The organism is Pseudomonas fluorescens (genome assembly GCF_012974785.1).
Classification (GTDB): Bacteria; Pseudomonadota; Gammaproteobacteria; order Pseudomonadales; family Pseudomonadaceae; genus Aquipseudomonas; species Aquipseudomonas fluorescens_BT.
On sequence record NZ_CP027561.1, the window covers coordinates 1,499,802 to 1,521,606 of the forward strand.

Consider the following 21,805-nt stretch of genomic DNA (forward strand, 5'->3'; position numbering starts at 1 on the left):
GCTTCAGGCATAGGTCGATTGATGCGTTTCCACGCAGGTGCGGTTGCGGCCGGTCTGTTTGGCCCGGTACATCGCATGATCGGCCCGGGACAGCAGGCTGTGCAAGGTGTCATCCGGTTGCAGGGTGGTGGCGCCGATGCTGACCGTCAGATTCAGGGTGTGACCGTTGTAGGCATATTCATGCTGCTCGACGTGCTGGCGGATCTTCTCGGCGATCTTCTGACCGGTCTCGCCGTCGGTGTCCTTCAACAGAACGATAAATTCCTCACCGCCCCAACGGCAGACGATGTCGGAATGCCGCAGGCAGCTTTGCAGGTCCCGGGCAAAACCGATCAAGACCTGATCGCCGGCCATGTGCCCGTAGGTGTCGTTCAAGACTTTGAAGTGGTCCAGATCCAGCAACAGCGCTGTCAGCGGTTTCGGCTCGCGATGAGCTTCCTGCAAGGCCTGCCCGGCGAGCAAGTCGAAGCCGCGCCGGTTTGGCAGTTCGGTGAGGCTGTCGAGGGTAGCCTGGGCGTGGATCTTGTCCTGATAGCGTTTGATCAAACGATTGACCAGCGCCAGCACGATCAACGTCACCAGCAGGCAAATCAGCAGGTTGAGGTACAGCGACTGGCGAATCTCGCTCAACGCACCGTCTTCACGTTTGTCGACGAACAGGTACCAGTTCAGCTCCGGAATGAACCGCACGTTGAGGAAATGTCCCTGGCCGTGAGCGGAATATTCGTAGCTGCCGCTGTGGGGTTTGGGTAACTGGCTGACCAGACCTTTCATGCTGTCGAGATCCGTCAGGCTTTTCCCGACCCGCGCACCTTCCGGCCCGCCCTCGGCGCCGGTCAGGACCAGCCGGCCAAAGGTGTCGACGAAGTAAACGCTGCGTTGATAGCGCTGCTGGTACTTGTCGATCAACTTGATCACAGCGTCCACCGTCAGCCCTACGCCGGCGGCGCCGATGAAGCGATCGTTGTAGTCGTAGACCTTGTAGTTGATGAAGAAGGTCATGTTGTCTTTGTTGGCCAGGTCCGGGTCGACGTTGATCTCGTAGGGTTCTTTCATGTCGCGCACGCGGAAGTACCAGGCGTCGCGTGGCTCGTCGATCTTCACCTGCTTGAGCACGCCCTTGGCGTGGTAGTAGGTGTGGGTGCTGTTGGAGACAAAGAACGCGGTGTAGGCGCCGTAGTGGGTCATGACCTCGTCGAGGTAGCGGGTCATCTGGTCGCTGTCTTTCTCGCCGTTCACCACCCAGTCGCGCATGAAGGTGTCGCGGGACATCATCGAGGAAATCAGGATCGGTCTGACAAGGTCTTTCTGGATTTCCGAGTACACCGTGTCGGAGGTCAGCGGCAGTTCGGTGTTGACGATGTTGTCGCGGATCGACGCGCGCGAGGCGTAATAGCTGAGCAGCGAAGTGGCGAGGAAACCTGCGCCGAGGAGGGCGACCAGGGTCAGTACCAGCGAACGTTGGGAGTGAAACGCAGATCTGAGCGGCATTGGCAATTCCGTTGACAGTGACCCGATGGGCAGCATTCTAGTGGCACGGCGGGGAAAAGACTGCGGGATTTGTGCCTGAAATGCGGGGGGATCAGCCGGGCAGGGGTGTCTGGAGAATGGCTTGCTCATCCAGCCCCCTCCCGGAACGAGAGGGGGCCGATTTTCGGATCAGTTTCTGGTTTGCAGATACGCTCGCCACCCACCCAGATGGCTGATGTCGGTTGCACCTTCCAGGCCGTAAGGTTCGCAGATGAATCCGCTTTCCCATCGGCCATCCGCCAGTTGCACCTTGCCCAGGCCCAGCGGCGCCGGGATCCCGGTAAGGAACGAGCCCAGTTCACTGCTCGGTAACTCCCAGACTTCCACCGCGATGGACACGCCACCGTCGGCCACGCGCAGCATGCCCGGGCGCAACGGCGGGCCACCGGCCAAGGCATAGAGTTTGTAGTCCTTCGAGCTGTAAGTGGCCTCGATCAGGCGTGCGCCGCGTTGCCGCAACTGCCCGTTCAGGGCCAAGCCGTCCAGATGCGCGCCGCAGACCACCAGTCGCGCACGGTCATGGCGCGCCGGGTTGTTCGGCGTCGGCAGCGCGGGATCCTGCTGGCGCTGCAAGGCATCGGCCACGCCCAGCAGATACTGATCGGTGAACGCCCGACCAAACAGCGTCACACCCCACGGCAACCCGTTGGCCATGAAGCCGCCGGGTACGGCGACGGCAGCGTAATCGAGCAGGTTCATGAAGTTGGTGTAGTAGCCCAGTTCGGAATTGCGTAGCACCGGTTCTGCGTCGAGTTCCGCCAGCGTCACCGGACGACCGATGGTGGGCGTGAGCACGCAGTCGAGTCCTTCCAGGGCTTTATCGCAAACGGCTTTCAGCGCTTGCAGGTGGTATTGCGCGCGGAACGTCTGCACGCCGCTGACGGCCGGTGCTTTGGCCAGCACCGCACGGAACACCGGCAGCACCGCCGCAGGATTTTCTTCCATCAACTCGCCGGCCACGCTGTAGCGCTCGGCCACCCACGGCCCTTCATAGAGCAACCGCGCCGCTTCGAGGAACGGCGACAGGTCCAGCTCGACGGCCTCACCGCCCGCTGCCTTGAGCCGGTCAATGGCATCGCCGAACAGCCGCGGGCCTTCCTTGCAGCCGAAAAATTCCAGGTCTTGCGCACGTGGTACACCGAAGCGGAACGGCCGTGGCACGCCGAACGCGGAACCGTCATTCCATGACGGATTGCTACGGCTGTATTCGTCCCTCGGATCGAGGTGCGCGGTCAGCGCCAGTAGCTGACTGGCTTCCCGCGCCGTTGCGGTGAACGTGGTGACGCAATCGAGCGTGCGACAGGCCGGTAGCACGCCGGCGGTGGAGATCAGCCCTTTGCTGGCCTTCAGCCCCACCAGGTTGTTCAACGCCGCTGGCACCCGGCCGGAGCCGGCGGTGTCGGTGCCCAACGCGAAACTGGCGACACCGAGCGCCACGGCCAGCGACGAGCCGGCGCTGGAGCCGCCCGACGGATACTCCGGCAACACGCTGTTCGGGCAGGCGCCGTAAGGCGAACGGCTGCCGTTGAGGCCGGTGGCGAACTGGTCGAGATTGGTCTTGCCCAGCGGGATCGCCCCCAGTGCCAGCAGCCGTTCGACGATGGTTGCCGAACGTTCCGGTACGTAGGCGAACGCCGGGCATGCGGCGGTGGTCGGGACACCGGCCAGATCAATGTTGTCCTTGATCGCGAACGGCACGCCATACAACGGCAGGCTGTCGAGATCGCGACCGTCGAGGGCGGCCAGATAAGGCTCCATTTCCTCGGCGCTGAGCAGGTGGATGAACAGGTGATAGTCCGGGTTCAGCGCGGCGGCTTTTTCCCGTAGCGCCAACAGCAATTGCCGGGGTGTGGTGTCGCCATTGCGGTAGGCCTGGCGCAGGGCATCGAGTTGCAGATTCATGGGTTGATCCTTTGGCAAATGGTTTCAGTCGAGTTCCAGCACCACGACCCGTTGTCCGGCACGTACCGCCGATCCCGGCTGCACGCGAATGTCCTGCACCACCCCGGCCATGGGCGCGAGCACGGGGATTTCCATCTTCATCGACTCCAGAATCACCAGCACATCACCGGCCGCCACGCGACTGCCGACCTCGACCTGCACCTGCCAGAGGTTGCCGGCAATGTGGCTGTCGATACTCTGCTGGCCGCGGGTCAGCGGTGTGTCTTCGCTGCTGTCCGGCACGGCTTCTTCACTGTCGAAGTGCGCCTGGCCGCTGGCAATCCAGCGTTCGCGCTCAGCCTGGAAAGCACCCTGTTGCTGCGCCCGGAAAGCGCTGATGCTTTCGGCTTCGCGTTGCAGAAAGGCCTGGTAGTCGGCGAGGTTGAGCTGGCTGTGTTCGATGTTCAGGTCGAAGCGGCCGAGGGGAAAGTCGCGGCGAATGCGCAGCAGTTCGTCGGCGCTGACCGGGTAGAAACGGATCTGATCGAAAAACCGCAGCAGCCAGGGCTTGCCGTCAAACGCGGCGACTTCGCGATAGCGGTTCCACATCTGCAAGGTACGCCCGACGAACTGATATCCGCCCGGGCCTTCCATGCCGTAGATGCACATGTAAGCGCCGCCGATGCCCACCGAGTTCTCGGCGGTCCAGGTGCGTGCCGGGTTGTACTTGGTGGTCACCAGCCGATGGCGCGGGTCGAGCGGGGTGGCTACCGGCGCGCCGAGGTACACATCACCGAGGCCCATCACCAGATAGCTCGCGTCGAACACCGTGCGTTGCACTTCGTCGAGGTTGGGCAGGTCATTGATGCGGCGGATGAACTCCAGATTGCTCGGGCACCACGGCGCGTCCTTGCGCACGGTGGTCATGTATTTCTCGATGGCCAACTGGCAGGCCGGATCGTCCCACGACAGGGGCAAGTGGACGATTCGCGACGGCACTTGCAGGTCAGTAGCGCTGCACACGGCGTTCCACTCGCCGGCGACAATGCCGAGCAGATCGGCCAACGGCAGTTGCTCGGGCTGGTAGTGCACCTGCAGCGAGCGGATGCCCGGGGTCAGGTCGATCACGCCGTGCAGGGCTTTGGCTTGCAGCGCCTGCATCAGTGCGTGGGCCCGGAAGCGCAGGACCAGATCCAGTTCCGGCGCACCGATTTCCAGCAGCAGATGGGTATCGCCGGACAGCCGCCCCACGAGTCGCACATCCCCCTGACCCAAATCCAGCACAACAGGCGAAACCAATGCCTGTGATGATGTGGGGGCGGTGTCTGGTCGGGCCTCATCGCTGGCAAGCCAGCTCCCACAGGCATCCCATTTGCGGGCGAGATCGCGGGCAGTCTTGAGGTCGACCGGCACGAACTGCACTTTGTCCCCGGCCTTGAGCTGACCCAGTTGCCAGAGATCCGCTTCGATCACCGTCACCGGGCAGACAAACCCGCCAAGGCTCGGGCCATCCGGGCCGAGGATCACCGGCATGTCGCCGGTGAAGTCCACCGCACCGATGGCGTAGGGATTGTCGTGGATGTTCGACGGATGCAGACCGGCCTCGCCACCGTCGGCGCGCACCCACTCTGGCTTCGGCCCGATCAGGCGCACGCCGGTGCGGCTGGAGTTGAAATGCACTTCCCATTGCGTGGCGAAAAAGGTACCGATGTAGTTTTCAGTGAAATATTCAGGCGCGCCATGAGGGCCGTAGATGACGCGGATCCGGCGCACGGCAGGTAATTCGCTGACGTGATGGGGGGCCAATGTCTGCCCGGCGCTGCGCTCAGTCAGGGCAGCCAGATGCAGCACGTCACCGGCGCGCAAGGCCCGTCCGCCATGGCCACCGAACTGACCGAGCGTGAAGGTGCTTTTGCTGCCCAGATAATCCGGCACTTGCACGCCGCCGCGCAGGCACAGGTAGCTGCGGGCTCCGGCGCCCGGCAGATTGCCCAGATGCAATTGACTGCCCGCCGGGATCAGCAGGGCGGTGTTCATCGCCTGCGGCTGGCCGTCGAGTGTCAGGGCAATCGGTGCGCCGGTCACCGCCACCACCGCGTCGCAATTAAAGCGCAGCAGCGGCCCGTTCATGGTGATTTCCAGTGCCGCCGCGCCTTCGGCATTGCCCAGCAGACGATTGCCCAGACGCAACGCGCGGCTGTCCATCGGCCCCGAGGGTGGCACGCCGACCGCCCAGTAGCCGAGGCGGCCGGGGTAGTCCTGAACGCTGGTCTGGGTGCCGGCGCTCAGTACTTCAAACGTGTTGGCCCGGTACACCAGGCCTTCCAGGCAACGGGTCCAGGGCTGGCCGCTGGCGAACGGTGTATCGAGCAGAATCTGCCGCAGGTAATCGCGGTTGGTTTCCACGCCGTACAGCAGGCTGTCGCCCAGGGCCTGATGCAGATCGGCACGCGCCTGTTCGCGGGTCGGCGCCCAGCAGATGAGCTTGGCGATCATCGGATCGAAGTAGGGCGGGATCTCACAACCGGCCTCGACCCAGGTGTCGATGCGCAGATGCCGGCCATCGGCGACGGGGAAATCGACCGCCGTCAGCAAGCCGGGGCTGGGCTGGAAATCGCGGCCCGGATCCTCGGCATACAGCCGCGCCTGAATCGCATGGCCCTGCGGTTGCAGGCCTGCAAACAACTCGGCCAGCGGCGGCAAGTCACCGGCCGCCAACTCGATCATCCAGCGCACCAGATCGACATCCCACACCTGTTCGGTAACGCCGTGTTCGACCTGCAACCGGGTGTTCACTTCCAGAAAATAGAAGCGCTGCGCATCGCTGTCGAAGACGAATTCGACGGTGCCGGCGCTGCGATAATTCACCGCTTTGGCCAGTTTGATCGCCGCCGCACACAGCTCATCCGCCATGCCTTCGGGCAGGTTCGGTGCCGGGGTTTCCTCGAGGACTTTCTGATTGCGCCGCTGCACCGAGCAGTCGCGCACACCGAGGGCGATCACTTCGCCATGGCCATCGCCGAACACTTGTACTTCCAGATGCCGTGCACGCTGGATGTACTTCTCGATGAACACGCCAGCGTCGCTGAAATTGTTCTGGCCGAGACGCTTCACCGCTTCGAACGATTCGCTCAACTCGCTGGCGTTACGACACACGCGCATACCGATGCCACCGCCACCGGCGGTGCTTTTGAGCATCACCGGATAACCGACCTGCGCGCCGGCAATCAGCGCGGCATCGAGGCTGTCGAGCAGTTCGGTGCCTTCGAGCATCGGCACGCCGTGCTGTTTGGCCAGGGCGCGGGCGGTGTGCTTGAGGCCGAACACCCGCAGTTGTTCCGGTGTCGGGCCGATGAAGGCAATGCCATGGTTTGCGCAGGCTTCGGCGAATGCGGCGTTTTCCGAGAGGAAGCCGTAGCCGGGGTGGATCGCGGTGGCGCCGCTGGCTTTGGCGATGGCAAGGATTTTTTCGACGGCCAGATAAGTACCGGCAGCGGCGCCTTCACCGAGGCTGTGGGCTTCGTCCGCTTGCAGGATGTGCAGGCTGGCGGCATCGGCTTCGGAATACACCGCGACACCTTCGACGTGCAGTTCACGCAAGGTGCGCAGAATGCGGCAGGCAATCGCGCCACGGTTGGCGATCAGGACTTTTTCGAACATGGCAAAACCCCTGAAGGGGATGCGGGCCGTCCCGCAGTTTTTCGATGAGCGCCGGGGTCGTCCCCGACGGCAAAATCACAGTTTCGAAAGTCACCATTGACCTTGTGGGAGCGGGCTTGCCCGCGATGGCGGTGTGTCAGTCATCATCAATGTTGGCTGTGCCGACGCCATCGCTGGCAAGCCAGCTCCCACAGGGTTTAGAGGTGTTTTGGGGATTTCAGACACTGGCCGGAACGGGCCTGGCACAGGGCGAAAAGCCAGCGGCGCAGACGGACGAATGTCAGTTCCATACCAGCAGCTCCGCAGGCGTCGGGTTGTAGGCGTTGCACGGGTTGTTCAGTTGCGGGCAGTTGGAGATCAGCACGATCACGTCCATCTCGGCGCGCAGGTCGACGTATTTGCCGGGGGCGGAAATCCCGTCTTCGAAGGTCAGGCCACCCTCGGCGGTCACCGGCACGTTCATGAAGAAATTGATGTTCGGCCCGATGTCACCTTTGCCCAGCCGACCGTCATGGGCGCAGGCGCGCAGGTAGTTGTCGCGGCAGCTGTGCATGTAGCGTTTTTCCAGGGCGTAGCGCACGGTGTTGCTCTCTTGCGCGCAGGCGCCGCCGAGGGTGTCGTGGCGGCCGCAGGTGTCGGCGATGATGGTCAGCATCGGTTTGCCAAGGTTGGAATACAAAACGCTGCCGGTGCTCAGGTAGACGTTGTTTTGTCGGCGCAATGTGCGTTGCACGTCGTAGCGCTCACGGGGATTGGCGGCGCTGTAAAACAAGGTGTCGACCGCCTGATTGCCTTCCAGATCGAGGATGCGCAGGGTCTGGCCGGCCTTGACCTCCATCAGCCAGGGTTCGCCGGCCGGAATGGTGGCGCGGTACACCGCAGCGTCGGGTTGTTTTTGCGAAGTGGCGATAGCAACTGACATGGCGACGATCCTCAGGCGAACAAACGGTCGGTGTTGATAAAGCCGCGCTCGTTCTCCGGGCGCGAGGTACGGCAGTGTTCGGCGACGCTGGCGTCGGCGTTCATCCAGCTCAGCTTCAGTGGTTTTGGCGCGTAGTCGGGCGACGGGTCCATCGGGTGTTGCAGGGCAGTGAGGACGACGAGGGTGTCCATCGGTGCGTACAGCTCGATGTAATCGCCGGCCTTCGAATGGCCTTCGACGAAATGGAAGCGCCCGGCTTCATCGACGTTGACCCGGCTGAACAGGTTGAGGGTCATCAGCAGGTCGGACAGGCCCAGGCCCCACTTGCCCAGTTCCACCAGCAGGTTGTCGGTGCCGTTGCGAAAGAAACCGTTGCGCAGTTCCTGATAGCGGCCCTGGCCATATTTTTCGGCGACCTCTTCAGCGCACAGCACACCGCCGAGGCTGTCGCTCCAGCCACAAGTGTCTGCGGTGATTGCTGCCAGCACCCGGCCCATGTCCGAGTAGAGGCAATGGCCGGCGGTCAGCTTGGCGGTGTGTTGGCACTTGAGGCTGTCGGGCAGGTTCAGGCGCTCGGTTTTCTCGTTGGCGTTGAGCAGGGTCAGGCTGACGTTGGCCCCACCGCGCAGGTCGGTCAGGCGCAGCAGCTGGCCGCGTTTCAGGACGAAGGAACGATGGCCTCCGCCTGGCAGGGTTTCTTCGGCGAAGGGTGGAAACAGTTGGGTCGAATCAGTCATGGGAGCAGTCCTCTCAGGCAATACGAAGCGTGCCGGCCAGCTCGGCGGGCAGGGCGTCGACGGCGGCGCGTTGGGCGCGGCGGTCGCTGTTCAAAGGGATGTCGTAGGTGATACGGGCGCCATAGGCACCGGGGGCGTGCGGGTCGAGGCGGACCTTGTCGAACACCAGCAGGCGGGTGCCGAGGCTGAAGCCTTCGGACAGGTCGTGGGTGACCATGAACACGGTCAGTTGCGTCTCGCGCCACAGCCCCAGCAGCAGGGCGTGCATGTCCTTGCGAATACCCGGATCGAGCGCGCCGAACGGTTCGTCGAGCAGCAACACGCGCGGTTTCATGATCAACGCCTGGGCGATCGCCAGCCGCTGTTGCATGCCGCCGGACAGTTGCGCCGGGTACTTGTCCAGCGCATGGCCGAGGCCGACTTTGTGCAGCAGCGCCGAGGCCTGTTCGCGGGCGTCTTTCTTCGCGCTGCCGAACAAGCGCCCCAGCAGCGGAGCGCGCGGCAATTCCAGGCCGATCGCAACGTTGTCCAGCACGCTCAGATGCGGGAATACCGAGTAGCGCTGGAACACCACGCCACGGCTGGCATCCGGCTCGCGGGCCAGTGGCTCGCCGTCGAGCAGAATCTCGCCGCGACTGGCGGTTTCCTGACCGAGCAGCAGGCGCAGGAAGGTCGATTTTCCGCAGCCCGAAGCTCCGACCAGCGTGCAGAACTCACCCTCGTTGACGTTGAGGTTCAAGCCTTCGAGCACCACCTGGTCGGCGTATTGCTGCCAGACGTTTTTCACCGTGATGAAGCTCATTTGGCCGCCCCCTCATACCAGGGAAATGCCCGACGGGTCAGGTATTTGAGTCCCCAATCCATCAGCCAGGCGAGCAGGGTGATCCAGACCACGTACGGCAGGATCACGTCCATCGCCAGGTAACGGCGCACGAGGAAAATCCGGTAGCCCAGACCGTCGGTGGAGGCGATGGCTTCGGCGGCGATCAGGAACAGCCACGCCGATCCGAGCATCAGCCGCAGTGAAATCAGCAGGCGTGGCAACAGTTGCGGCAGCACCACACGCAGCATCAGGGTCCAGGTCGAAGCGCCGAGGGTCTGCGCCTTGATCAGCAGTTCGACCGGAATGTCCCGTGCGCGCTGCTCCAGATCACGGGCGAGTGCCGGGGTGATACCGATCACGATCAGCATCACTTTCGACAACTCGCCGAGGCCGAAGACGATGAACAGAATCGGCAGGATCGCCAGCGGCGGCACCATCGACAACACCGTCAGCATCGGCGACAACGGTGCGCCGAACAGCGGCAGGGTGCCGGCCGCCATGCCCAGGCACAGCCCGGCCAGCGCCGCGATGCCGAGGCCGATGGCCAGGCGTCCGAGGCTCGACGCGGTGTCTTGCCAGAGCAGGTATTCACCGGTGCGACTGTCGGCGTTGAAGGCCAGGCGTTTGACTGCATCGCTCATCTGCACCGCGCTGGGCAGCAGTTTGTCGTTGGGGTTGTCCGCCAGGCGTTCGGCCGAGCCCATAAAGTAGGCGAACAAGACCAGGGCGAAGGGCAGAATCACCAGCAGCAGGCGGCTCGGTCGATCCGGGTGACGATTGATCAGGCGCATGGCCAAATCCTCCGTGGCTTAAAGCTTGGCGTCGGCGGCCAGCTGCACGTAAGTCGGATCGAAACGCAGCTTGAGATTGCCGGTGTCGCCGCTGGTCACGCCGTTGGCGAAGGTCATGCCGACGGCGCTGGTGTCCTTGGCGCCTTCGCCGAGCAAACCGTGCTGGAACGAGAACTCGGCAACTTTGCGCATGGTTTCCGGCAGTTGCTTGCTGGTGGCGAACGCCAGGGCTTCTTTCGGCGTGGCGAACAGTTTGGTGGTGTCCAGTTGCGCCTGGAATCCGGCCAGATCGGTGCCCGAAGCTTTGGCCATGTGCTCAAGCGCGGCTTTGCCGGCGGCGTTCCTGGCGTTCATCAAGTCGACCACTTCAAACCACGCGCCGGTCAGCGCCTTGCCCAGCGCCGGGTTGTCTTTGAGGGTGGCGCTGTTGACCACCATCATGTCCATGATTTCACCGGGGATCTGGCTGGAGTTGAAGACTTCGGTCACGCCGGGTTTGGCCTTGATGTCCGAGAGCATCGGATTCCAGGTGGTGACGGCGTTGACCTGATCGGTGTTGAAGGCGGCGGAAATATCGGCGTCGGAGGTGTTGACCACTTTCAGGTCTTTTTCGGTCAGGTCGACCGAGTCCAGCGCGCGGGCCAGCAGGTAATGCGAGACCGACAGTTCGACGAGGTTGACGTCCATGCCCTTGAGGTCGGCGACTTTTTTGCCTTCGCCCTTGAGGACGATGCCGTCATTGCCGTTGGAAAAGTCGCTGACGATGAGCGCGGTGCTGTCGACGCCACCGGCGGCCGGAATGGTCAGCGCATCCATGTTGGTCATGGTGCAGCCATCGAACTGACCGGCGGTGTATTGGTTGATCGATTCAACGTAGTCGTTGAGCTGGACCACGTCGATCTTGATCCCGTATTTCTTCGCCCACTTATCGACGATGCCCTGACTGCCGGCATACTCCCATGGCATCCAGCCGGCGTAGATCGTCCAGCACACACTGAAATGGTCTTTCGGGGCAGCCTGGGTCTGGCTGCTGAGGAGGGCGGCGAAGGCGGCGGCGAGCAGGGCGGGGATACGTAGTCGTGACATGGCGGATTCTCCAGTTGATCGAGGGCGGACAGGAAGGCAACGCGGCACCGCGAACGGTGGCTTGTCTCCCGGGCTTTTGTCCCGCCGTGTAACCTCAACTGGAGGTCGCCAACTCTCGGACCAGCCACTCGCAGATGCGAGCCGGAACCCTAGTCAGCCATTGCAAATTGTGGTGCCGCGAACCTGTTATGACTCCTGCACGGCTTTGTTAAAGCGAGAGCCGTGCCAAGTAGCGGCGAGCCCTCTGCCACTTGGCTTGCGGGTGGATGGGCCAGGTTGGCAGGTGCAGGCGACGCTTTGTGTTGGTGCGCGCTTGCACCGTCATGCAGCGCGGTGGCCGCTGATCCGATGCCCGTAGGGGCGTGGGCACTTGGTAGCGGTTCGCCAGTCAAATCTGTTGTCAGCCGGTCTGTGCCGACTGCTGTCGCAGGTCTTTCAGGAGGCCGTCATGCGTATTTCAAAATTGCTGCGTCGGGTGCTGCTGGGTGCAGTGCTCGGTCTGGGGCTGTCCGGTTGCTATTACTACGCCGGCAGCTACGATGCCTACCCCGCAACCTATTACTATCCCGGCTATTACTCTCCCTATTACTACGGTGGCTATTACGGTCCGCGTTACTACGGTGGTGCCCGCTATTACTACGGCGGCTATGGCCATCGCGGCGGTTACGGACGGGGTTATCACGGCGGTGGATATCACGGTGGCCACCATTAATCAGTGGCTGAATGAGTCGATGTTTTCGTGAATAAGGTTTCATCAATCACATGTTTCAACTTGTTACAGAAACGCACCAGTTTCAGAAAACGCTGTCAGATATTTCGTCAGTCGCCGAATGAAAGACTGACGCCTGCCAGCGTCGCTGGTGTGGCTACCCGCGGTCCAGGAGGCCGCCATGTATCGCCGAATTCTTCTGTTTACCGTGATGCTTTTTTCCCTTGGCGGATGCGTCCCTTATTCCTACGGAGATGGCTACTACAGCTCAGAGGTCTACACATCGCAGGCACCTTCGTATTACAGCGGTGGCACTTATTACACCGGCGGCACGTATTATTCGGCACCGCGCTACTACCAGCCAGCACCGCGCTACTACCAACCGGCGCCCCGGTATTATTCGGCGCCTCGTTACTACCAACCGGCTCCGCGCTACTACGAGAGCCGTCGCTGGCACGGCGATGATCGTGGACGCTGGGATGGCCATCGTCGTGGTGGCTGGGACGATCACCGGGGTCGTGGTAACTATGACCGTGGCGATCACTGGCGAGGCAACCGCTGGTAACCCCCCGCAAAAAAGCGGCGCATTGAGCGCCGCTTTTTTTGTGCCTGTTTTTTGCGTTGGTGTGGATCGCACCATCTCCTAGGGGGTTATCGGAACCCTCCTACAGTTTCATTTCTGAATATTTGTTAGCGTTTGTATGCACCTGTTGATGTTGAAAAACTTCAACTTCATGGGGGTGTATAAACTCGGAATATTGCTCAGATATGAATCTTCTTATCATTCATCAGAATTTTCCCGGTCAATTTCGTCATGTGGCCTTGGAGGCATTGCGCGGGCGTATGGGCGTCATTGCAATTGGACGCGATACAGCGCCAGGCATTGCCGGGGTAAAGTTACTTCGATATCGACCATCAAGGAAGATGACTAATGGCGCTCATGACTATTTGCATAGATATCAAGAGGCTGTTTCGGACGGGCAGCAAGTTCAACGAATATTGAATAGACTCAGCCAGGCAGGCTTTCGACCTGATGTAGTTCTTGCTCACCCTGGGTGGGGTGAAACACTATTCGTCAAAGACGTGTACCCCGATGTGCCTCTGGTTCATTTCTGTGAATACTATTACCGAGCGCGTGGGGCAGACTTTGGTTTCGATCCTGAGTTTCCCTGTGCGATGGATGCGTCTTCAAGGATTAGAGTCTTGAATTCGATGCATCTCCTGAATGTTGAGCAGTGTGATGCCGGGATTGCACCTACACAATGGCAGCGCGGTCTTTTTCCGAAAATATATCAGTCCAAAATTCGCGTCATTCACGAAGGCATTGTTCAATTTGGCGAATCAGAAAAGGTCGAGTCTGTAACGCTGCCGAGTGGGCGCGTGATAAAAGCAGGCCAGCCTATCGTGACTTATGTTGCCAGAAACCTCGAACCGTACCGAGGCTTCCATAGTTTTATGAGATCCATTCCCTATATTCAGGAAAAGTGCCCGAGCGCGCAGGTCATTGTAATGGGCGGTGATGGTGTCAGTTATGGAGGGATGCCCATTGGATACCCTAACTGGCGAAGCAAGATGGCCGCGGAGGTGGATGTTGATATTTCAAATGTTCACTTTGTTGGGAAGTTGCCTTATCAAATATACAGGTCGGTTCTGAGTCTTTCGAAGGCTCACGTGTATTTGACATATCCGTTTGTTTTGTCTTGGTCTCTGTTGGAAGCAATGGCATCTGGCTGTGTTGTCGTAGGTTCAAATACCGCTCCCGTGCAGGAAGTTATCGAAGATGGAATCAGCGGGATACTTGTTGATTTTTTTGACGCTGAAGAAATCGCCACGGCAGTGTGCAGGGTTTTAACGTCTTTCGCTGGTTTTGAGTCTATGAAGGATGCAGCGAGGTTGAAGGCAAGCGAATTCGATGTGGTTAAAGGCGTAAGCGGTTACTTTGAAGTGTTTAAGGAGTTGATGAGGTGAGTTGTTTCGAGTGATGTGATTGGTCATTTTAAAATGGAGATTTGAAATGCTTAAGATGTCTCGCAAGGAAGTTTTTCGCCAGTGCCGAAGGGGAGTTAAATATGGAGTGTTACTAGCGATCTGTTATTGGGTCGTTGATTTCTGTATCCGATGGGAGGAGGCCGCTGAGGCGCGGGCGATTTATCAGAAGAAACAAGGGGAATGCAGCAGGAAGCTGGCAGGTATGGAGCAGGTCCCTATCCTTGGCGGCAGCCTGCTGGACCGGACAAAGATTCCCGGGTTCTATTTTGGATCGACATTAAGGAGCGACGGTTCCTGTATTGCCGATCTTCTTGATGGGTCATTCTGGTGGACGGGAAAAGAACTGGTTCCTGTGTATGAAACTCTTGGGGTAGAACCACCCACCAGCTGGACGCATTACCACGTAACCGCCCGGCTTTACACCAGAAGGGATACCACGGAACCGCACAATATGGGCGGGCGGCATGTGGATTGGCCGGATGAGTTGGTTGTAAAGCTGAAGAACTATCCAGGCCTGGAACTTTGGCTTACCGCGCCTCCACCCAGTATCAAAAATGAATTCTCTGTTCGAACGTTTGTTATGCACGACTGGCGCCGGCGTGATGCAACACCACGGAAGATAAATTGTATTGGTTTAAATTCGCCCGAATCTAAAGCTTCTGCCAGTGGTTTGAGTAAAGCATATCTTTTGAAAATGGATAAGGAGCAGTTGGAGAATTTGGAGTTTGGGAGTTTACGTACGTATTGTACGGTCGAGTTGCACCATTTCGACTTTGCAGGTGGGGATGCTCGTATACATTTGGGTACCGAGGGTTTGCGGGGGGCACCAGAAGCGCTTAAGGCTGTCAGTGACTATCTTTCACATTCAATTATTACAAGGAAGTAAATATGAGCTATATATTCAGTGATTTGGAAAAGTCGGAAATTTTGCAGGCTGCAAATATTTGTGAGGGAATGGAATTCAATGTCGAGGATGAAGAGTATTTTGCGTTGGCAATGGAGGGGCGAAACTGCGCTGTACTTTATCGCACATTGTCGAATGTTTTGGGTGAGAAATTTTTAGACGGTTCTGCGTTCGATGAGAACGTAATGGGCATTTTTAAAGATGCCAAACTCTGGCTCGATGTAGCAATTGATGCAAATGGCGGAGTGGGCGCTTATTCTGCATTGATCCGAGCTTATACCCTGCGGCAGGGGGAGTTAAGGTTAAATAAAAAAATCAGCGATTCGAAGATGCAACAGTCATCTAATCAGGTGGCTGTCAATCTCATGAATACGTTGATAAAAGGCTCCGTTGAGCATAATTTGGCTCCATGGACTGTGCCCTCCATAAGCCAAATTGCAGAAATCGATGCGAGCGCTATTGGTAAAGTATTATTTCGTGAAGATGTTGGTGACATTGATTCAGCTACCAGTCGTAATACGGGATGGTCTGGAACAATCGGCTTCAGCCTGTTGGGTGGAGAAAAACCCTATGAAACTTGGAGGTTGATCTCCGCCGGTGATCCGGATTCCCATATAAAAGGGAATCATCATCTTGCCAAGTTAAACAGGCTCGATGACCTAAAGAATATTCTGTTTGCCGTGGACTCATACAGTGTTGCATTGCAGGCAGTGATTAAAAACTTCGGGTCGAATATGGTTGAAAGCCTGTTTTCAGTCCTACCCGAACAGATAAACATCGCTCTCGCCAGTGGTAGCATCAATCCGCTGATTCAGCATGTGGTGAAAGGTACGCCCATCTCACCTATTGTCAGCCTGATATTGCGATATAACCTGAATGATTTCTTTGACATGCTCAGGCGAACCTACGACGGAAACTCGGCCGCCACGCCTACCACCGACGAAACCTTCGCCTCCAATGCCTACACATTTTTCTCCGCACTTTCTCCGTCTCAATCGCAAAGCATCGTTACCAGAACCATTGGCGAGTATGGCAGTGCCAAGGACTGGGCAACGTTGGCCAGTCAGGCAACGCCAATCGGCGCCGCGTTACGCAATTCCCTCAAGCAACTAAGCGAAATTGTGATTGAGCGAGCCGACGGTTTTTCCGGACGCGAACTGGAGCTTTACGATCCCGAAACGGGGGAGGGCTTCATCACTGAGCAGTGGCTTGCTGATCGCTCTGAAATGCTGGCCCGGCTGATTTCCCGAACCAATGGATCGTTCGGTCGAAATACTGTCCAGACCTTTTCCTATTCGGATCTGGCTTCGGGCAAACAGGCCCCGATGACCACCGGCGTCTCAAACCCTCTGGTCATGTTTGGTGATGACGGCGGTCGATCATTTGGTGGCGGAACGAATACCGATCATCTTTACGGCGGTGGCGGCAACGATTCCATGAGCGGACTGTCCGGTAATGACTTTATCCAGGGGGGGCGTGGCAATGACTCTTTAACAGGAGGCGACGGCAATGATGCGTTGTACGGTATGGCCGGTGATGATGTGTTGGCGGGTGGCAAGGGTAACGACTCTCTAACTGGCGGGCCGGGTAACGATCGGTATGAGTTCTCCAGCGGAGATGGAGTAGACGAAATTTTTGATGCGGACGTTGGGGGTGGATTGCTGATAAATGGACTTCCGATCCAACCTCTCGAACGCAGTGCTCCGCTCAGCAATATCTGGCTTACGGAAGATCGAGCCATCAGCTTGACGCTCATTGAAGATCAGGCTGAAAACACGCTGAACATTAAATACGGACTGAGTGATCTCATCGTCGTAAAGAACTTCAAGCCGGGGATGCTCGGCATTGATCTTCCTGATTACCAGGGCCAGACGTTCCCCGCTCCCGATCTGGTCCTTCAAGGCGACTGGAAAGTCAAAGATAACGACCCAAATGTTCGCGGAGATCAGCCTTCCTTTGATGAGTTGGGCAACGCCGTGCATTTGCCCAATGTTAAGCAGAGGAACAAAGCCGACCTGCTTTACGGATCACCGAAAGATGACCTCATCGTTGGTCTTGGCGGGTCTGATCGATTGTTCGGCAAAGAAGGCAACGATCGTTTATTCGGCGACAAGCAGACGACGCTGGAAAATGCATTTGCCGATGCAACAAAAGGAAAGGCCAGCCGTGGCGACTGGCTGGATGGTGGGCAGGGTGATGACCTGCTTGTCGGCACTGCCTCGCGAGACGTGCTGCACGGCGGCAACGGTCGAGACACGCTGATTGGAGGAGCAGGTGATGACAATTTGTCCGGTGATCAAACAACCGGAGCACATGAGCAAAATTGGACAGTCAAGCGCATCGACGTTCCACTCAGTGATGGCGTCATCAGCATGCGTAGCGTCTTTGACAAATTTTCATTAAATAGTCCCACCGAGGGCAGTGACGACATCCTCTATGGGCAGGGTGGCCGAGATTTTATTATTGGTGGCTGGGGAGATGACCTGCTCGATGGCGGAAGTGACGACGACACACTGTGCGGCGAAGAGGGTAATGACACGCTGGCTGGCGGGAGTGGCAATGACACATTGCTGGGAGACAACCTGGATTGGGGTGGCGGTCTCGACAGTCGCCATCATGGCAACGATTTGTTGGCGGGTGGCAGTGGCGATGACTCCCTTGCCGGAAACGGTGGTAGCGACGTGTTGTACGGCGGCAGCGGCAATGATGTGCTGAAAGGTGATGACGAGGTGCTGCGAGGCGTTTCGGGTGATGCCGCAGACTTTTTCGGAAGTGATTTTCTGGATGGCGGTGAGGGAAATGACACCCTTTGGGGCGGCGGTGCCGGTGATTCGCTTTTCGGTGGCGGAGGGAATGACGAATTGGTCGGTGATTACCATGAACACCCGATTCGTTATCACGGTGATGATTATCTTGATGGCAGTACGGGAGACGACACACTCCGTGGATTGGGTGGCTCCGACACACTGGTAGGCGGATCAGGTGCAGATGCTCTGGATGGTGATGAGCCTGGCTTGAAAGCGGGCGGAACCAATGATGACCACATTCAAGGTGATGCAGGAAACGATACGCTCTGGGGAGGTTTGGGCGCCGATACGCTTTTGGGCGGTGCCGATGATGATTTTTTGATGGGGGACTACGAGCAAACATCCGAAGCAGAACATGGCGCCGATTATCTTGACGGCGGTTCAGGCAACGACACTTTGCTGGGCGGTGGCGGAAACGACACGCTGATTGGCGGGGAGGGAGTCGATTATTTACGCGGCGGCCCTTGCGATAACGTGTTTGAGGGTGGTGCCGGCAACGATTATCTGGAAGGGATGCAGGGTAACGATGTTTTCTACTTCGGAGTGGGCGATGGAGTGGATGTTGTTAGCGATACAGGTGGCAACAATGTCGTAAGTTTTGGCGGTGGATTTTCTGCTGAGAGCTTGCAGGCCGAGATCGTCAATCTTGATGCGGGCACAGCGTTGCGGCTGTCGAATGGTACTGGTGACGCGCTTCTGATTCGTCACCATGAAAATTGGGCAAGTTCTACGTTCAGGTTCAACGATGGTGTGATCCTGAGTTTCCAGGATGTAATCAAATTAACGGTGCAACCGGTAGATGTAACGGATCCGTCTGCGACATTTGCTGCGGTACCCGATCCCGAAAAAAAGCAGGACATTGAGAGTGAGAGCGTAGCAGTCGTCCAGACACAGCCCGATGACTTAGCTCCTTCTACTGAGAAGGAAGGCAGTGAAACGGGTCGTCACACCGGGTGGGATAGCCTTTTTCTTTCGGAACTGAACACAAAGCGCTCAGCGGCCCGGCAGGCATCAGGATTTGCACTGAACGATCAGGGTGTTTGGGTTAGAAGTCATATTGCTACCGACGAAAGTGGCTATGCCATTAGCGCCGAACTGATCCATGAGGACGTTGAAGCCGGAGTCTTTTCCAGAACACCCGAGTGGATGGGGGCGATTGCCGCTGACGCCGTGGTGACTGAAAGGCAGTCAATCTCTGCAACGAAAACTACATTCAAGTTTGTAAAAACTGAAGCAGCGCAATTACCAACACAAAAGCCAAAGTATTATCCGTCTGGCTCCAGTTATTCGGGGTTTTCGTTCAATTTGGGCGATGCTGTAGTCGAAGATATCGATCATTCGGGCGCCATTCAGGGGTGGTACGTGTACCCCGCTGGCAGTTTCGAAAGTCATGAAACTGTTCGTAAAGCGTTTCGCTGGAGTTCTACTACTCAAACGATCAAGCATAAAGTTGTTCATGGTAATGACGCTGGTGGCAGGGTAAATCTCGAAGTGGGAAATCTCTTTCATGGCGGTGCAGGAGATGACTTGGTGGTTACCTATGCTGGTTCGGTGCTTGAGTACGGCGAGGTGAACGACAGGATCCCAGGCGCATTTTTATCAGCTGGCGCAGGCAACGACACACTGCTCGGCTCCGCGGGTGCCGATTATTTGATCAGTGGGCCGGGAGAAGATTGGCTTTACGGCGAAAACGGTCCCGACACTTACATAGTTGAAGCGCATGATGGCGCAACCACCATTATTGCCGACGTGCTTAACCCTGTTTTTTTGCGCCCCGAGGTTGGAGCCTCTGGGTGGCATGAAGAGTTTGGGGGGCTTGGTATTGATACCGTCGTTCTTCCGGAAGAGGCGAAACCAGATAAGTTGAAACTAACCTGGGGCGCTGTGTTGGTTGAGGCGGTAAATATTGAACTGTCACCCACCCCACCACGTGGGGCTCATCGTCAACCGCCTCGGGCCCAGATGCTGTACACCACACTCGATATCGAATGGGGCGGAACTCAAAAAGTACGAATCGTTTTGCCCAATCCGAACGATCTCAGTGGTTCCGGAATTGAACGGGTGAGGTTTGCTGACGGCTCGAGCATCAATTTTAAAGACGTCGTTAGCCGCTTAGGCATCGCCCCCGATACTTATCATCATGGCATCACCGTTCAGTACGCTACTCAGGTCAAGTCTTTTCGAGACAACCGTTTTCTACCGCTCGTGGGCGGTCGCGGTAATGACACCCTCAGCGGCACTGGTGAAATAAGAGGGATGCAAGGAGATGATCTGCTTGGCGGTGGCTCAGGTGATGACGTGCTTTACGGTGGGCCGGGCAATGACACCTTGTCCGGTGGCGGGGGCAATGATGTGTATAAATATGATGGGCTTGGGCGAGACCTGGTAATCAATGCCGGTGGCGGAACTGACGGTATAGACTTTTCGGAGGTCGGGCTGTCGATTGATCAACTCAAGTTCCACCGTGAACGGGATGATCTCGTCATCGTAGTCAGCTATGGCATGTCTCCAAAGATTCGTGTCTCCGAACACTTTTCAGGAGGCGATGCCGCTATCAGCTTCATCAGCGTTCAAGGAGAAGAGGGAGCTGTTGAAAATTACGCGGCGAATCAACTCGCTGAGCTTTTGCACCCTCTGCCTCCGTTGCGGGATGTAGAGGATATCTTGTCGAGAAATGATGAAGAGTCGTTGCAGGCAATGAAGGAAATAATCGCGTTTTACGAGTTGAATGTTTGATCGCAGAATTTCGCAACTGGCTCAAACTGTCCCGCGACAGAGTCCAAGAGACTGCCATCGCGGGCAATGATCGGTTTTAGTATTGCGACAGATCCGCCAACGGATGCCGCCCCTCCCACACCTTGTGAAAGTGCGCCTCGACCACCGCGTCCGGCACCCGGGCGATGTCCGGCCAGTGCCAGTGCGGTTTGTGATCCTTGTCGATCAGCCGCGCCCGGACCCCTTCGCTGAACTCCGGATGTCGGCAGCAATTGAGGCTCAGGGTGTATTCCATCTGAAAGACTTCGGCCAGCGACAAGTGGCGGGCGCGGACGATCTGTTCCCAGACCAGATGCGCCGTCAGTGGCGAGCCTTCACTCATGGTTTTCGCGGCACGGGCAATCAACAGGTCGCTGCTTTCGCGATGCAGGCTGATGGCTTTCCAGGCGCAGATCACGTCGCTGACATCCAGCCATTCATCGATCTGCTGCCGACGCGGCAGCCATTGCGCCTCAGGTATTTGTGCCACGGCTTCCTGCTGCAACGCCTTGAGCAGGCTGTTGAGTTGCATGGTGGTCTGTTCCTGCCAGTTCAATTGCAACAAACCGTCGATCAGTTCCTGTTGCTGTTCGTCGAGCAGGAAGCGGTCGGCCAGGTCCAGATCGATCGCATCGCGGCCGTTCATGTGCGCGCCGGTCAGACCGAGGAACAAACCGAGCTTGCCCGGCAGTCGTGACAGAAACCAGCTGGCGCCGACATCCGGGTACAGGCCGATGCTGATTTCCGGCATCGCCAGACGACTGCTCGGCGTGACGATCCGGATGCTCGCGCCTTGCAGCAGGCCCATGCCGCCACCAAGCACATAACCATGGCCCCAGCAGATCAACGGTTTCGGGTAAGTGTGCAGGCTGTAATCCAGACGATATTCCGCGCTGAAAAACTGCGCAGCCAGCGGCGGCACTTCGCCGGGATGGGCGCGGCAGGCTTCTACCAGACTGCGCACCTCGCCGCCGGCACAGAAGGCCTTGGCGCCGTTGCCGCGCAGCAGCACGCAGACGATTTGCGGATCCTTGGCCCAGGCGTTCAGTTTGTCGCTCAGGGCGTGGATCATCGGCAGGGACAGCGCATTGAGCGACTTTTCGGCATCCAGAGTGGCCACGCCGATGCGCGCGCCGTCGGTGCCGGTCAGTTCTTCGAAGTGCAGATTCATCGTGACCTCGATCGGGAATTTGAACGATCAGTATGACCGCT

Annotated in this window: 14 protein-coding genes and 1 riboswitch; of the genes, 5 read left to right on the top strand and 9 right to left on the bottom strand. The window is 58.3% G+C overall.

The annotated features are described in order from the left end of the window. Positions 1 to 3: 3 nt before the first annotated feature. The 8 genes from C6Y56_RS06750 to C6Y56_RS06785 form a co-directional block, all read right to left on the bottom strand. The gene (locus C6Y56_RS06750) at positions 4 to 1,491 is read right to left on the bottom strand and encodes a sensor domain-containing diguanylate cyclase (RefSeq protein WP_169429230.1); all 1,488 of its coding nucleotides are present in this window, start codon (positions 1,489 to 1,491) and stop codon (positions 4 to 6) included. A gap of 168 nt (positions 1,492 to 1,659) precedes the next feature. Then, positions 1,660 to 3,432: an allophanate hydrolase gene (gene atzF / locus C6Y56_RS06755; RefSeq protein ID WP_169429231.1), complete on the bottom strand. Its 1,773-nt coding sequence runs from the start codon at positions 3,430 to 3,432 to the stop codon at positions 1,660 to 1,662. A gap of 24 nt (positions 3,433 to 3,456) precedes the next feature. Then, positions 3,457 to 7,071, bottom strand: coding sequence for an urea carboxylase (gene uca / locus C6Y56_RS06760; RefSeq protein WP_169429232.1), 3,615 nt, complete (start codon positions 7,069 to 7,071; stop codon positions 3,457 to 3,459). A gap of 280 nt (positions 7,072 to 7,351) precedes the next feature. Continuing rightward, entirely contained in the window at positions 7,352 to 7,993 is a 642-nt protein-coding gene (locus C6Y56_RS06765) for an urea amidolyase associated protein UAAP2 (protein ID WP_085729988.1), read from the bottom strand. Between the two features lie 11 nt (positions 7,994 to 8,004). Then, the gene (locus C6Y56_RS06770; RefSeq protein ID WP_085648612.1) at positions 8,005 to 8,730 is read right to left on the bottom strand and encodes an urea amidolyase associated protein UAAP1; all 726 of its coding nucleotides are present in this window, start codon (positions 8,728 to 8,730) and stop codon (positions 8,005 to 8,007) included. Between the two features lie 13 nt (positions 8,731 to 8,743). Further along, the gene (locus C6Y56_RS06775) at positions 8,744 to 9,532 is read right to left on the bottom strand and encodes an ABC transporter ATP-binding protein (protein WP_169429233.1); all 789 of its coding nucleotides are present in this window, start codon (positions 9,530 to 9,532) and stop codon (positions 8,744 to 8,746) included. Beyond that, the gene (locus C6Y56_RS06780; RefSeq protein WP_102685956.1) at positions 9,529 to 10,344 is read right to left on the bottom strand and encodes an ABC transporter permease; all 816 of its coding nucleotides are present in this window, start codon (positions 10,342 to 10,344) and stop codon (positions 9,529 to 9,531) included. Before C6Y56_RS06780 ends, C6Y56_RS06775 begins: the two co-directional genes overlap by 4 nt. A gap of 18 nt (positions 10,345 to 10,362) precedes the next feature. Next, positions 10,363 to 11,430, bottom strand: coding sequence for a putative urea ABC transporter substrate-binding protein (locus C6Y56_RS06785; protein ID WP_169429234.1), 1,068 nt, complete (start codon positions 11,428 to 11,430; stop codon positions 10,363 to 10,365). A 63-nt stretch (positions 11,431 to 11,493) separates the two neighbouring features. After that, positions 11,494 to 11,594, bottom strand: a riboswitch (guanidine-I (ykkC/yxkD leader). Positions 11,595 to 11,878: 284 nt separating this feature from the next. Between C6Y56_RS06785 and C6Y56_RS06790 the strand changes: the two genes are divergently transcribed. The 5 genes from C6Y56_RS06790 (at position 11,879) to C6Y56_RS29365 (ending at position 20,575) form a co-directional block, all read left to right on the top strand. Continuing rightward, a complete protein-coding gene (locus tag C6Y56_RS06790; RefSeq protein WP_169429235.1) occupies positions 11,879 to 12,142 on the top strand; it encodes a hypothetical protein in 264 nt (87 codons plus the stop codon). Positions 12,143 to 12,320: 178 nt separating this feature from the next. Beyond that, positions 12,321 to 12,704, top strand: coding sequence for a hypothetical protein (locus C6Y56_RS06795; protein ID WP_169429236.1), 384 nt, complete (start codon positions 12,321 to 12,323; stop codon positions 12,702 to 12,704). A gap of 203 nt (positions 12,705 to 12,907) precedes the next feature. Beyond that, positions 12,908 to 14,107: a glycosyltransferase family 4 protein gene (locus tag C6Y56_RS06800; protein ID WP_169429237.1), complete on the top strand. Its 1,200-nt coding sequence runs from the start codon at positions 12,908 to 12,910 to the stop codon at positions 14,105 to 14,107. Positions 14,108 to 14,153: 46 nt separating this feature from the next. Continuing rightward, positions 14,154 to 15,014 carry a hypothetical protein gene (locus C6Y56_RS06805; RefSeq protein WP_169429238.1) on the top strand — a complete coding sequence of 287 codons (861 nt, stop codon included), beginning with the start codon at positions 14,154 to 14,156 and terminating at the stop codon, positions 15,012 to 15,014. Between the two features lie 2 nt (positions 15,015 to 15,016). Next, on the top strand, positions 15,017 to 20,575 hold the full coding sequence (locus C6Y56_RS29365) for a calcium-binding protein (RefSeq protein WP_169429239.1): 5,559 nt from the start codon (positions 15,017 to 15,019) through the stop codon (positions 20,573 to 20,575). 76 nt (positions 20,576 to 20,651) lie between these two features. On the opposite strand, the gene C6Y56_RS06815 is transcribed toward C6Y56_RS29365, so the two are convergent. Continuing rightward, positions 20,652 to 21,764, bottom strand: coding sequence for an enoyl-CoA hydratase/isomerase family protein (locus C6Y56_RS06815; RefSeq protein WP_169429240.1), 1,113 nt, complete (start codon positions 21,762 to 21,764; stop codon positions 20,652 to 20,654). Positions 21,765 to 21,805 lie beyond the last annotated feature (41 nt).

What these genes read in the sequence shown, in the direction of transcription:
- C6Y56_RS06750 (WP_169429230.1), bottom strand. Translation starts at nt 1,491, where the DNA reads ATGCCGCTCAGATCTGCGTTTCACTCCCAACGTTCGCTGGTACTGACC.
- atzF (WP_169429231.1), bottom strand. Translation starts at nt 3,432, where the DNA reads ATGAATCTGCAACTCGATGCCCTGCGCCAGGCCTACCGCAATGGCGAC.
- uca (WP_169429232.1), bottom strand. Translation starts at nt 7,071, where the DNA reads ATGTTCGAAAAAGTCCTGATCGCCAACCGTGGCGCGATTGCCTGCCGC.
- C6Y56_RS06765 (WP_085729988.1), bottom strand. Translation starts at nt 7,993, where the DNA reads ATGTCAGTTGCTATCGCCACTTCGCAAAAACAACCCGACGCTGCGGTG.
- C6Y56_RS06770 (WP_085648612.1), bottom strand. Translation starts at nt 8,730, where the DNA reads ATGACTGATTCGACCCAACTGTTTCCACCCTTCGCCGAAGAAACCCTG.
- C6Y56_RS06775 (WP_169429233.1), bottom strand. Translation starts at nt 9,532, where the DNA reads ATGAGCTTCATCACGGTGAAAAACGTCTGGCAGCAATACGCCGACCAG.
- C6Y56_RS06780 (WP_102685956.1), bottom strand. Translation starts at nt 10,344, where the DNA reads ATGCGCCTGATCAATCGTCACCCGGATCGACCGAGCCGCCTGCTGCTG.
- C6Y56_RS06785 (WP_169429234.1), bottom strand. Translation starts at nt 11,430, where the DNA reads ATGTCACGACTACGTATCCCCGCCCTGCTCGCCGCCGCCTTCGCCGCC.
- C6Y56_RS06790 (WP_169429235.1), top strand. Translation starts at nt 11,879, where the DNA reads ATGCGTATTTCAAAATTGCTGCGTCGGGTGCTGCTGGGTGCAGTGCTC.
- C6Y56_RS06795 (WP_169429236.1), top strand. Translation starts at nt 12,321, where the DNA reads ATGTATCGCCGAATTCTTCTGTTTACCGTGATGCTTTTTTCCCTTGGC.
- C6Y56_RS06800 (WP_169429237.1), top strand. Translation starts at nt 12,908, where the DNA reads ATGAATCTTCTTATCATTCATCAGAATTTTCCCGGTCAATTTCGTCAT.
- C6Y56_RS06805 (WP_169429238.1), top strand. Translation starts at nt 14,154, where the DNA reads ATGCTTAAGATGTCTCGCAAGGAAGTTTTTCGCCAGTGCCGAAGGGGA.
- C6Y56_RS29365 (WP_169429239.1), top strand. Translation starts at nt 15,017, where the DNA reads ATGAGCTATATATTCAGTGATTTGGAAAAGTCGGAAATTTTGCAGGCT.
- C6Y56_RS06815 (WP_169429240.1), bottom strand. Translation starts at nt 21,764, where the DNA reads ATGAATCTGCACTTCGAAGAACTGACCGGCACCGACGGCGCGCGCATC.